This is a genomic window from Robinsoniella sp. KNHs210 (genome assembly GCF_000686105.1).
Lineage (GTDB): Bacteria > Bacillota > Clostridia > Lachnospirales > Lachnospiraceae > Robinsoniella > Robinsoniella peoriensis.
The window spans coordinates 3,995,536-4,008,067 of record NZ_JMLZ01000002.1 but is presented as its reverse complement, the minus strand read 5'-3'; the positions used below and the strand labels follow the sequence as shown (position 1 = coordinate 4,008,067).

Annotated in this window: 9 protein-coding genes and 1 other RNA gene; 3 read left to right on the top strand and 7 right to left on the bottom strand. The window is 42.5% G+C overall.

Annotated elements, in window-relative coordinates; translation table 11 throughout:
• Window positions 1-8 precede the first annotated feature (8 nt).
• Together ffs and tadA are read right to left on the bottom strand one after the other, a co-directional pair.
• Window positions 9-270, bottom strand: an RNA gene (ffs, locus tag CD03_RS36815) — signal recognition particle sRNA large type.
• 117 nt (window positions 271-387) lie between these two features.
• Window positions 388-897 carry a tRNA adenosine(34) deaminase TadA gene (gene tadA, locus CD03_RS0123870; protein ID WP_027295777.1) on the bottom strand — a complete coding sequence of 170 codons (510 nt, stop codon included), beginning with the start codon at window positions 895-897 and terminating at the stop codon, window positions 388-390.
• Between the two features lie 297 nt (window positions 898-1,194).
• Here tadA and CD03_RS0123865 point away from each other — a divergent pair, with 297 nt between their 5' ends.
• Window positions 1,195-1,893 carry an anaerobic ribonucleoside-triphosphate reductase activating protein gene (locus tag CD03_RS0123865; RefSeq protein WP_027295776.1) on the top strand — a complete coding sequence of 233 codons (699 nt, stop codon included), beginning with the start codon at window positions 1,195-1,197 and terminating at the stop codon, window positions 1,891-1,893.
• A 102-nt stretch (window positions 1,894-1,995) separates the two neighbouring features.
• On the opposite strand, the gene CD03_RS0123860 is transcribed toward CD03_RS0123865, so the two are convergent.
• The 5 genes from CD03_RS0123860 to CD03_RS0123840 form a co-directional block, all read right to left on the bottom strand.
• Window positions 1,996-3,594: a DUF6128 domain-containing protein gene (locus CD03_RS0123860; protein WP_027295775.1), complete on the bottom strand. Its 1,599-nt coding sequence runs from the start codon at window positions 3,592-3,594 to the stop codon at window positions 1,996-1,998.
• 88 nt (window positions 3,595-3,682) lie between these two features.
• Window positions 3,683-5,914, bottom strand: coding sequence for a glycosyl hydrolase family 95 catalytic domain-containing protein (locus CD03_RS0123855; RefSeq protein ID WP_027295774.1), 2,232 nt, complete (start codon window positions 5,912-5,914; stop codon window positions 3,683-3,685).
• A gap of 197 nt (window positions 5,915-6,111) precedes the next feature.
• Window positions 6,112-6,930 carry a carbohydrate ABC transporter permease gene (locus CD03_RS0123850; RefSeq protein ID WP_044289622.1) on the bottom strand — a complete coding sequence of 273 codons (819 nt, stop codon included), beginning with the start codon at window positions 6,928-6,930 and terminating at the stop codon, window positions 6,112-6,114.
• On the bottom strand, window positions 6,930-7,808 hold the full coding sequence (locus CD03_RS0123845) for a carbohydrate ABC transporter permease (RefSeq protein WP_027295772.1): 879 nt from the start codon (window positions 7,806-7,808) through the stop codon (window positions 6,930-6,932). The genes CD03_RS0123850 and CD03_RS0123845 overlap by 1 nt, the downstream gene beginning before the upstream one ends.
• Window positions 7,809-7,897: 89 nt before the next feature.
• Window positions 7,898-9,340 carry an ABC transporter substrate-binding protein gene (locus tag CD03_RS0123840; protein WP_027295771.1) on the bottom strand — a complete coding sequence of 481 codons (1,443 nt, stop codon included), beginning with the start codon at window positions 9,338-9,340 and terminating at the stop codon, window positions 7,898-7,900.
• Between the two features lie 213 nt (window positions 9,341-9,553).
• Between CD03_RS0123840 and CD03_RS0123835 the strand changes: the two genes are divergently transcribed.
• The gene (locus CD03_RS0123835; protein ID WP_027295770.1) at window positions 9,554-11,368 is read left to right on the top strand and encodes a sensor histidine kinase; all 1,815 of its coding nucleotides are present in this window, start codon (window positions 9,554-9,556) and stop codon (window positions 11,366-11,368) included.
• Between the two features lie 134 nt (window positions 11,369-11,502).
• Entirely contained in the window at window positions 11,503-12,267 is a 765-nt protein-coding gene (locus CD03_RS0123830; protein ID WP_027295769.1) for a response regulator transcription factor, read from the top strand.
• The last annotated feature ends 265 nt before the right edge of the window (window positions 12,268-12,532 follow it).

The following is a 12,532-nucleotide window of genomic DNA, read 5'->3' as shown; positions in this document are numbered from 1 at the left end:
ATTTCAATCCGTGCACCGCACTTTGAATTCCTACCACGAACGTTACCTCTACAGTTAACTCAATTCAGGCTGCCTCACGGCACACAGAAGGTTCTACTTAGTGCTGCTCCATTCCTGACCTGACACGATTCATAGATTCCTGTTGCGCGAGACCCAAACGTCAACGCCACTTATAGAGGGCAGCTTCGCAATAAAAAACCCTCGGATTGGTATCACCCCTACTGTAGCGGATTGTAGGTACAGGGCACCGCTAACTCCCCGGCTGCACGGAAATTTTATGACAATTTAAATGCGTGTTACATACGCAGTATTTACTATAACTTGTTTTTGCCAATTTGTCAATTAGAACCGCACGCTTTATTGCGATATTTTTCAATTTAATTTTCTTTATTTTTCTTTTTCATTGTTGCTTTTTTGTTTTTCAAGCTTTTTCTTTTCCCTTAATTCACGGAAAAAGCTGCTTAGCATCAGGCTGCACTCCTCATCCAGGATTCCCCTGGTAACTGCTGCCTGGTGATTAAATTCTTCCATTTCCAGCAGGTTTAATACAGAACCGGCACACCCTGCTTTTCCATTCATGCTTCCAATCACAACTTCGGATACTCTTGCCTGGATAATCGCCCCGGAACACATCTGACAGGGTTCCAGGGTAATATACATCGTACATCCTTCCAGCCTCCAGTCCCCCAGTTTTTTACTTGCTTTCCTGATCGCAATCAATTCTGCATGGGAAAGGGTATTCTTATCCGTATTTCTCCGGTTATAACCCCTTGCAATGATTCTGCCTTCATATACGATCACACATCCGATCGGCACCTCATCGATAGCATACGCCTTTTTCGCCTGACGGATAGCTTCCCGCATATACTTCTCATGTATCTTTGTATTTTCTTCCATTATCTTACTCTCTTCTTTAATATAATTATAATAATGCACACTTCATGTAGTGGTATTTCCTGGGTTTATTATAGCCTTTTAAGGATTAGAACGCAAGTAGCAGGTATTTCTAAATACCATTAGGTGAACTTCCACCCCCTTTTCTTTCCGCGCACTACATCTATCTACAAAGCGTCCCTTTCTCAGCAAAACCCAAATTTATATGCATTTTATATGGAATCTGCTATAATAATACCAGTACAAATAACCTTAAAGCAAACCAAACGATTACGATAACACAAAAATAGGAGGCTCTACATGAAAATACATGGCTTTAACAAATTAACTCTTTTAGACTATCCCGGACATCTGGGCGCTACACTTTTTCTTGGTGGCTGTAATTTCCGCTGCCCTTTCTGCCAAAATGCAGGCCTCGTTCTTAATCCGGAGGCAGAGCCTTTTATCGAGGATACGGAAGTACTCGCCTACCTGAAGAAACGCCAGGGAATTCTGGAGGGCGTCTGCGTAACCGGCGGAGAACCTACACTTTTTAAAGATCTCCCCCTATTCATAGAAAATTTAAAAGCACTGGGATATCTCGTGAAATTAGATACCAACGGCAGCCATCCGGAGATGATACGCAGCCTGTTTGAATCCGGATTGATTGATTACGTGGCTATGGATATCAAATCTTCCCCTGAAAATTACGATAAGGTGATTGGATGCCGCAATTTTTCCATGGATGCGATTATGGAATCTGCGACTTATTTAATGAACTGCGGCGTGGATTATGAATTTCGCACCACGGTAGTTAAGGAACTGCATTCAGAAAGTGATTTCTACCGGATTGGGGAATGGCTTCACGGATGCCGACAATATTTTTTACAAGCCTACAAAGATTCTGAAAATGTAATACAGGCAGGATTTCACAGTTATAGCTATGAGGAGCTGGAAGTGTTTGTTCAGATTTTAAAAGAACAGGGCATTGATGCAGGTATCCGTGGCATTGATGTCTGACACCTTTTTATATGGGGCTATCGACAGTTAAAATAAAGACGTTTCTTTACCCACAAAAAAGAGGAAGTGCTTCTAAAAAAGCACCTCCTCATAAATACACCTTTATCGCACAGGTCTCAGCCAATATCCAAAGTTTTCCTGCTTGCCTGGCCTTGCTTCTTTAAAATTCATGAAGCCGAACATATTCGCCATAAACCGTTCCTGATTTTCATAAAGCCCCGGAACCCCCAGGACATATCCGCCTTCCCGAAGCCTTCCCAGCAGCAGATGCTGATAATTGTAATAGCTCTGCAAGAGGAAATTATTGCGGGCAAATCTCTGGTCATCCCTTCTAAGGAACATGATATCCTTTGGTGCGATCTGTATACACTCCACAATTTCATCATCGGTAAATGGTTCCATAGCAGGGTAATGACACTGGAAATGCTCCCATTTCCGATCCAGACCGCTGTTGCCACAATTCATATTACATCTTCCATTCGCCGGCTGACGCCCGCGTGTCTGTGTCATATGTACCTGGCTACCGGTATTTGGCTGTCCATTATTTCTGACATTGTTTCTGGCATAGGCTGTAGAATTATTCCGGGAACCTGCACCGGTTGCGGCTCCGCCTGTATGAGTGCTGCTATTGTTTTGACCATTATTGTCTTCTGTATCAACTGCTTTGAGTTCACTCACATTTTTTACCGAATCATCTGGCCCAACTGCTTCAACAGATTCACTAAAAACTTCCTCCGATGCAGACTGCAATGACTCACCATCCAAATCTCCGCCGCTTAATTTATCTTTCTCTGCATCTATGGATGCTTCACGAACTTCCTGTGCCTGTGCCGCTTCTATGGATGCTTCATGAACTTCCTGCGCAGCTCCTATGGATGCTTCACGAACTTCTGACTCCGCTCCTATCGATGCTTCACGAACTTCTCCCTCCGCTGCTATCGATGCTTCACGAACTACTGCCCCTGCTGCTATCGATGCTTCACGAACTTCTGCTCCTGCTGCTATCGATGCTTCAGCCTGACGAGAATCTTCCGCTTCTTTTACTTCCCTGGCATCGGCAGTTTCCTGCAGCTGTTCCTGCACCGGCTCCACTGCAGCGGGGACGGCCGCCTCAGAATTCTCTTCCATTGGAAAGCCTGCATCAGCACTTACTTCCTCATTTTCTTCCAAAACAGCACTATTTTCAGCCTTACCAGCCTGCTTTTCCATGCTGTCCTTAAACTCCAGAACCTTCTCGCCCCTGGCAGCTTTTCCCGCCTCCGGTGTTTGTTTATTTCCCTCTGATGCCTTTTGCTTCATATGAACATTTTTGGCAAATCTCTTTAATTCATCTACATCTACAGGCTCATTATCCCATGCCGTTGCAAAAACACTGCCATTTTCCCCTTCCAGAAACATACCTGCGATCTGGTCCAGGGTATAATCTGAATTTCCAAAATTACGATGGGGGGTATTTCCTTTGAATTCTGCTATATTTCCGTTCACCCTGCATATACCCAGGGGGATTACCCCCACATGGTTCTGGGTTCTTACAAAACCATCCACCTGAAGACTCGTCTCTTCTTTTGGTACTGACTGCAAATGCAATTGTATACGACAGATACCGTTTCTGGACTCTACCTTCACAAATCCCGCATTTTCTCCTTTTATACCATTGACATACTCATATATATAAGCTACAAAACGTCGATACTCAGCCAATTACTTCTCCCCTAAAATTTTCTTTAGAGTAATATATGCCTGACTGTCATTTTTCATGCCACAGGAAATGCAAAAAATGGAGAATCTGTTAATTATACTGTAATTCTCTGGTTATCCCGGCCTTTAAAGAGATTGTCTTCCTGCTGTCACCATACTGGATCGAAATCCGCCTGTTGTTTTTTGATCTGAGATATACTTTACAGCTGCTTTGATCCCAGCTTATATCCACCGTAACACCGCCTCTGGCGCAAAGTCCTTTTACTTCTCCTTTATACCACTGCTCCGGCAGGCAGGGAAGAATCCGGATAACACCATTATGGCTCTGCATCAGCATCTCTGCGATACAGGAGGTCAGTCCAGTATTTCCATCCAGTTCATATACATTGTCAAAGGACCCCGCCCCTCTTGTAGGTGGGTGGATAATAAATCCGTTTGGCTCCAGCAGATTGGAAAGCATACTTTCTATATGACCATAGGCCTTCTTTGGATCCCGCAGCCTGGCCTCGTACAGCATCAGCATGGATCTTGCCCAACCGGTATCTTCCCAGTTTTCCTCCGGTGTAAGCTTTGCAGTAATAACTGCCTTCGCAGCTTTTGCCAGGTCTTCTTTTTCCGGTGTAATCTGGGCAAACGGAAACAGACCCAATAAATGGCTGGTATGCCTGTGCTGGAGGTCCGCCGCTGGGAAATCGTGGTTCCACTCTGCAATCTGCCCGTCCGCCTTAATCCGATAGGGAAGTAAACGACCTGTTTTTTCAGCTATTTCCTTTGTTCGTTTTTTCTTTCGTCCAAGTACGCGGCAAGCTTTTAGGTAAATGTCGAATAACTCCCGGATCATAATTATCTCATACGTGCATCCATTGCTCATCTGGTAAACCTTGCCGTCCACCAGAAAGCTATTCTCCGGGGAAATAGACGGGCCGCAGGTGAGGCATCCACTCTTTTCGTCTTCAAACAGATACTCACAGAAAAATGCTGCTGCTTCCTCAATCACCGGAAAAGCTTCCTTTTTCAGGAAGTCCTTATCCTGGCTGGTCAGAAAATGCTCCCACATCTGTGTAATTGTCCAAACACCGCCTGTTGGGCATGGAGAGAGCGGGGATGCCCAGTAAGGCGCAGCATATCCCCAGGAATTAGATACCAGCTCTCCTACCCAACCATTTAAGCCATAACTCTCTTTGGCTGCTATTCTTCCTGCAGGTATGAGATCCTCTCTGATCCAGCGAAACAGTGGAACTGCTGTTTCCGGCAGATTTGTTACTTCTGAGGGCCAGTAGTTCATCTGAGTATTGATATCCAGATGCATATCACAGGTCCATCCGATACGGCATGCCACATTATCATTCCATATCCCCTGTAAATGTGCAGGCAGCAGGGAGTCCTCTCTGGAACTGGAATAAAGCAGATACCTTCCCATCTGGAACATGCGGTTTACCAGTGGCTGACCTTCGATTTCCAGACTAACTCTGGAATATAATTCTTCCATGTCTTTTTTATGAGATTCCAGAATTTCTTCAACCGCCAGTTCATCTACTTTGACAAAGGTACGGTTCATCTTCATTTGCAGCTGAAGAATTTGTCTTTCTTTCTCCAATGCTTCTTCTTTAAAATCCGTAATTGCGGTAATATAAACGGATGCCCTGGATGCCCTCTTTATTAAGACTCCATTTTCCTTCACCTCCGGAAAACCATCTGTATGAATGGATACTTTTCCGCATAATAATGTGCCGGTTGTTCCGTCGCTATGCATCGTTTCAAGCGCCTCGCAAACAAAAAAGATTCCGCCTATATGATATTTTATATATTCCCCTTCCCGCATGGACTGAAAAGAAAATAAAAGATTCATATCATTTTTATCACTGACCGCTTCATATACTATGACATTATGTACATGAGATGCAAAAGCCTGCCGGGATACCTGCTCTCCATTTTGCGTATACTTTGAAGTCACAATACCGTTCTCCAAATCCAGGCTTCGCTCATAACCGGCGGCCTCTCCCATCTCATCCGCACGTTCAATCAATAACTGTCCTACCGGAAGATTTGTTCCATAATTTCCACGTTTTCCGTAAAACTCACGGGAAGTCTCTAAAGCCGCCGCATAATCTCCTGCCGCGATCTGCTCACGCATCTTATAAAATGCCGCATTTGCTCCGGTCTGATTATCTTCCACGCATTTATTGCCACTGAAAAACGTATTTTCTGACAAATCCAGCCGGTCCGTTTTGATACCTCCGTATACCATGGCTCCCATGTGTCCATTTCCGATAGCAAATGCTTCTCCGAACCTGGAAGCTTCCTTATTCAATGTGATCTTCATAAATTGACTCCTTTATCCAGTGCGTGTCCGAATCCATATTCTCCAAACAGGCTCTGATACTCTGCTTATTTTTTGTGTTTCTATCATAACGTAAATTTCATCTGATTTCCATAGTTTTATGGACAAATGGACATTTACAGCGAAAAGCTCTCACTTTACGGTGCAAATGTCCACGTATGATAATTTTTGTTTACAAACTACTCTTTTACTGCGCCGGATGTCATTCCGCCTACGATGTATTTCTGTCCAATCAGGTAAACAATTACAACCGGAAGGCAGGTCAATACAATATCTGCAAATATATAGTTCCAATAGTTCTTATTTTTTCCAAAGAACTGGTATACTGCAATGTTCATTGGGAACATGGAACTTTTGTTAGATAAATATAACGGTGTCAGGAAATCACTCCAAACTCCCATGAACTGCAGGATAAAACAGGTAACCAGCGTTGGTTTTAACATGGGTACAATAATTTTGAAAAACATGGAGATGGGTCCCGCTCCATCGATAACAGCTGCTTCATCCAATTCTACCGGAAGTGACAGCACGAAGTTTCGTATGGTGAAGATACAAAACGGTATCATCGCACTGGTAAATGCAATAATAATTCCAAATTTCGTATTTGCAAGTCCGGCAACAGTCAGCACTTTAACCAGAGTTACATAGTTCACCGGGAAGAATAATCCACATAATACGAAATAATACAGGAAATTATTCACCTTTGTACGTTTTCTGCACATTACGAATGCCGCCATGGCACAGCTGATTACTCCAATGAGGGTTGCCACTACTGCATAGGTTACACTGTTGGCAAAACCCTGGACTAATTTACCTTTTTCAATTACTTCGGTATAATTGTTAAAAAACCATTTTGTAGGAAGGGCAAGACTCATTCTTGCTGCTTCATTCTTGCTTTTAAAAGAGTTGATGACTACCATATAAAAAGGAGCGACTACAATGATACTCATAATGATACAGACGATTTGTTTGGCAATATTGCGCACGTTCTTTTTCATTATTGCTGCACCTCCTGTTTACTCATGACTTTTACGACTACCACACCGATAATTGCGGTTATCACAAGGAGAATCGTATTAAGTGCCGTAGACATTCCATATTGTCCATTGGAATAGAGCTGATAGGAATATGTGGTAATAACTTCTGTTGCATGTCCCGGACCGCCGTTTGTCAGCACATAGACAATATCAAATACCTTCAGTCCGTATGTAAGGCCAAATACCAGATTAATCATAATTGCACCGCGCAGCATGGGCAGGGTAATGTTTTTCACTCTCTGCCAGAAATTCGCACCGTCAATCTGAGCCGCTTCATAGTAGGATTTTGGTATGGTATTAAGCCCTGCCAGGAAGATGGTCATTACATATCCGATACCTCTCCAGGCATCCACACCATAGATGGATTTCCACACAACACCCAGGTCAGAGAGCCATTTCTGCTTCAGGAACCCCAAATGTACCATGTCCAGGAAGCTGTTTAAAAGTCCTGTATTATAGTTTAAAATCGATTTAAATGTTAAGCCTATGATCAAGAATGGTAAAACGGATGGCAGGTATAAAAGTGTACGGTAAACATTTTTGCCTTTCAGACCTTCCTGCAGCATAATTGCGATTAAGAGTGCAGGAATCAGTTTTAAAACATTCGATATTATCGTAAATTTAAGAGTGTTGAAAATGCCGGATGCATAATCTTTGTTAGATGTAAAAATCTCGATATAATTTTGTAAACCAACAAACTTAGTATCTCCCAGACTCCTTGAATTCCAGTCGGTAAATGAATAAAATATACCGAGTATACTGGGAGTCAGGAAAAATAAAATATATAATGCCAATGGGACAAACAGGAACCATTGCGGATAGATTTTCTTTTTATTCATTTTACTTCACCACTTTCTTTTGATAGAGAGTGCCGGGAGGTTTCTTTCTGCTCCCGGCACCAAAAGTTCAGCCTATAATCAATTGTCCCTTATTTCCATGCAGGATCATTTGCAACTTTCGCTGCTTCTGCTCTGTTGTTATCCATATTTTTCAATACATCGTTTGCTTCCATCTGTCCGGTGCAGTATGCAACCATATCCTGTCCAAACTGCATCCAGTAATCATTTGTATACTTTGTACCGTTCTGAAGTACCGGTGTTTTCATCTGCTCATCCGTAAGAGTCTTCATAAATTCTTCTTCTTCCGGTAACCAGTGCTGCTGTAGCTTATCATCGTTTACATCCAGGTTGGTGTAAGAAGGTGAATTATCAAGTATTTCCTGTAAGCTTTCTGTTGTCGTTACAAAGCTAAAGAATTCTTTTACCAGCTCCGGATGAGTGGTTCCTTTATAGCCGAACATGGTAGGGCCTGCAGGACTTGTAGGGAAGTAAGTGTTATCTCCCAATGGTTCTAAGAATAACCCAAATTCATCTGTGGTCTCTGTTTCATCCTGGATCTGTTTGATGAAGGAAGAATTGGCAATTGCCATAGCACAATTTCTGTCTGCGAACTCATTTACCATATTGGTACTGTCTGTTCCGATCCAGTCTTCCCCAAGATATCCTTTATCAGCCAGTTCTTTGTATTGCTCTAATACTTTTATCATCAACTGGTTATCTGCAAATGTTGCTTCGTTATTATTCAGCTTGTCATATAATCCAGGCTGATCTGCTTCGTATGCTCCGCCGATCTGGAAAAATGCCAGTGGATGCTGCCATCCGTCTGCTCCCGGCTCAAACCATGGTGTGATGCCTTCTGCTGAAAGCTTCTCACAGACTTTTAACATTTCATCATAGGTCTTCGGTGCTTCTAATCCTAATTCGCCAAATAACGTTTTATTATAAACCATTACATATTCCGGTGAGTTATGCCAGATCTGTAAGCCATACAGTTTGCCGTCGTATTCACATGCGGAAAGTCTGTTTTCCGGCATTACACTCTTCCAGGATGCATCTGAAAAGTCAATACAGTATTTTTCAGGATCTACAATCTGAGATGCAATCGCAAATGGATTTGACTGAATCCAGAATATATCTGCACAGGAATCTGTAGTTAATTTGGACTGCAGCAAATCGCCGTACTGGTCTGCCGGAATTGTCTGTAAATCAACCGTTACTCCATAAGTCTCTTCGAAACGGGCAATGGTTTCATCATAACGGTTATCCATCCAGCCTGCGGATACCAGAATACTGAGCTCTTCTCCTGCAAAGTCTGTATTCGCTGCTGTAGTTTCCCCTTCTGCCTTCGTTTCTGCTGCTTCCTCTGTATCTGCAGCACTTCCTGCTTCGCTTCCTTCTGTCTTAGCTGCTTGTGTTTCTTTTGTTGTACTGGTTGCTGCTGTGGTTTCTGTCTTGTCGCCTGATCCGCATCCGGCTGCCATTGTTATTACCATTGCTGCACAAAGTAAAGCGCTAATTACTTTTTTCTTCATGTTTTGTTACCTCCCTTTTTTTCATACCGATTGTTCCGCGTTTTGTTTATCTGATGAACTAATTGTACTTTTTTTCTGACGAAAAGTCCATGCACTATTCCCAACAGAATTTGGACTTTTTTCACACTTTGCCCACAAATAGTAAAATTCCTTCTTTCTTTTTGGTGATTTTTGTTATAATATAAAAAGACAAGTAAATGGGGGATTAAAAATATGAAGAAAAACCACCAAATAAAACTGCAGACAAAGTTCTTTTTAGCGTATCTTGGTCTTGCACTATTAGTTGTAATTGCCTTTTCCATCTTCTTTTACCGTTACACTTCTAACATTTTAATTGAAAGAGAAACGAAGGCTGCAACTGATATGAATTTATCCTTTTTACAGCAGACAGAACAGATCCTGCAGGATATGGATTCTGTTTCCATTAATATTGGTTACAGTAACCTGGTAAAAGACCGTCTGGCAGAAGCCAACGACCTGCGGGTCTCCTCAGATGATTTCATGGCTCTGGCAGATCTGTTTGTAACCATTAACGGCGCAGACCTGAAAGTGGACCAGATTAACCTCTATGATTTTTCCGGCTCCGTTGTACAGGTTGGAATTAAAAATAATAGTAAAAAAATGGATATGGACACACTTCCCTGGCTGACGCAGACGAAGGAGTTAGGAGGAAAGAAGCTTCTAAGCCTTCCATATGCCACCACTGAGATTACCAGCAACTCCAATACCAGCCGCACACCGGTCTGGTATATGTCTTTATACCGTGTATTCCACAACCGATACAAGAAGCAGGTGGGTGCTATTGAAACTGTAAAAAAATGCAGTACTATTTTTAAATATATAACCTCCTACCAGCAGAAAAATGCAGATGCCCCCAGTGTTTACATCTATGATAAAAACGGAACCCTTGTATTCCCTTACAAATTGGAAGAATCCGAACAAAAATCCCTGCCGGATTATTTCAGTTCCATAGATTCCACGCTGGGACACGCTTCCTTTTTTAATGATGATTCCCGTACCACGGAAATACTGGTTTCCACTTCCTCCTCCTATACGGGCTGGACCTACGTAACCGTTCAGCCCCAGAATCACATTTTACAGCCTGTCAGAAACCTGATCCACGTTCTGGGACTTGGGGTTGCCGCTATGCTGGCATGCTCCGTATTTATCTCCTGGTACCTGTCAAGGAGCCTGACAAAGCCTATCAAGCAGCTTCGCAATATCATTAAAAAAACGGCATTGGATACCCTGGGCCAGCAAAAGCAAGAGCCCCTGGATGCTTCCTTTGATGAACTGGAAGAGTTAAACCAGGCATTTTTAAGCATGAGCAGTAACTTAAAGACCTCCATGGATGAATTGATTGATACCAGACAGCAGGAAATAAAATCCCGCAGCCTGGCGCTCCAGTCCCAGATTAACCCGCATTTTTACTATAATACCCTCTCAGGCATAATTGTACTGGCGGAAAACAACCAATCTGATGAGGTGGTAAAAATGTGCCGTAACCTCACTAAAATCATGCGTTATATTACAAAAGGGGATTCTTCTTCAGTCACCCTGGGAGAAGAAACCGAATATATACAGGAATACCTTTACTGTATGAAAGTCCGTTACCAGTCCAGCCTGAATTATGAGATTCACGTAGATGAATCGCTGCTTTCCCTTAAGATACCCAAACTGTCCATCCAGCCCTTAGTGGAAAATGCACTGAAATATGGCACCAATTGTGAACCTCCCTGGAGTCTCACAATCCAAAGCAGGATCACAGAAGATAGCTGGCAGATTGATATCATCGATTCCGGTACCGGATTCACCGAAGAATCCATACAGCTGATTCATTCCAGGATTGAAGCTGCAGCCGCCAAGCCAGGTATGCCGGAAATAGAAATAAATGGTATGGGGATGTTAAATGTCTATTTACGATGGAAACTTTTCTGCGGAGATGATATAATCTTTAAATATGGTAATACAAAGGACGGACATGGGATTGTATCCATTGGAAGAAAAACGAGCCGGGAGCACGTTTAAATTTTTATTCCAGTGACACAAATCCGAACCTGTTTATCACACATTGCGGAGGATAATAAGTTTAAAAGTTCCTTTCAAACTACTTATGAATGCAATATCGCAGGCGGAACCTGCGATATGCGGGAGGTATAATCATGGCAATTTCCAACTATACAGTCGTCGTTGCGGAAGACGAAGAATTGTTATTAGAGAATTTGATTCGTAAGATCGAGAATACCGGTTTGGGTTTTAAAGTAACCGGTAAAGCACAGACAGGAACACAGGCTTATGAGCTTATAAAAGAACTGGAACCGGATCTGGTAATTACAGATATTAAAATGCCGCTGATGAACGGAATACAGCTTCTTGAAAAAGTACATGCACGCCTGCCTTTAACCAGATTCATTATTACCAGCGGATTTTCTGACTTTGAATACGCCAAGCGTGCAATACAGCTTCAGGTATCGGAATATCTGCTAAAACCAATAGATCCGGAGGAATTATATGCCGCTCTCCAGGGCATACGAAATGATTTTGAAATACAGCGCAATGAATATGCCGATATCTTTAATCCGGAAATGACCCGGAACACACCGGAGCAGATCGCAAAGGTCCTCAAAGAATATATAATTCATAACTATAATGTAGATATCAATCTAAACATCATTGCCAGCAATATGAACTACAGTTCCAGTTATCTGACGAAAATCTTCTGCCAGAAATATGATATGACTCCCTCTAAGTACATAACCTCTCTGCGTATTACGCAGGCAAAGCAATATCTTCTGCACAAACCTGAGCTGTCCATCAGGCAGATTGGGGAAATAGTAGGGTATCACGACCAGGCATATTTCAGCAGGATTTTTAAGAAACAGACCGGGATGAGTCCGTTTGATTATCGGGAGAAGCCGGTGGAGTAATTTTTTTAATAGAATAACCGGGAATCGATAGGGCGACATGTCTTCCACCTACTTTAAGAATAAAGGTGGTGATTTTTTGAGTACATATGAAGAGTTCATGATCATTATATCAATGGTTAACTTAGTCATATCAATACTTAATTTTCAAGAAAGACGTAAAAAATAGTCGCTCTCACCTTGACCAGTGAACGACTATTTTTAGTAACTAATTGGCAACCGGGGTGGCTAGGATATGTCTAGCTCCACCCTAACGCCTGCATACGGA

Excerpts from the sequence above, each read along its gene's own strand:
- tadA (WP_027295777.1), bottom strand. The coding sequence starts at position 897 with ATGGAAGAAAATACAAAGATACATGAGAAGTATATGCGGGAAGCTATC.
- CD03_RS0123865 (WP_027295776.1), top strand. The coding sequence starts at position 1,195 with ATGAAAATACATGGCTTTAACAAATTAACTCTTTTAGACTATCCCGGA.
- CD03_RS0123855 (WP_027295774.1), bottom strand. The coding sequence starts at position 5,914 with ATGAAGATCACATTGAATAAGGAAGCTTCCAGGTTCGGAGAAGCATTT.
- CD03_RS0123850 (WP_044289622.1), bottom strand. The coding sequence starts at position 6,930 with ATGAAAAAGAACGTGCGCAATATTGCCAAACAAATCGTCTGTATCATT.
- CD03_RS0123845 (WP_027295772.1), bottom strand. The coding sequence starts at position 7,808 with ATGAATAAAAAGAAAATCTATCCGCAATGGTTCCTGTTTGTCCCATTG.
- CD03_RS0123840 (WP_027295771.1), bottom strand. The coding sequence starts at position 9,340 with ATGAAGAAAAAAGTAATTAGCGCTTTACTTTGTGCAGCAATGGTAATA.
- CD03_RS0123835 (WP_027295770.1), top strand. The coding sequence starts at position 9,554 with ATGAAGAAAAACCACCAAATAAAACTGCAGACAAAGTTCTTTTTAGCG.
- CD03_RS0123830 (WP_027295769.1), top strand. The coding sequence starts at position 11,503 with ATGGCAATTTCCAACTATACAGTCGTCGTTGCGGAAGACGAAGAATTG.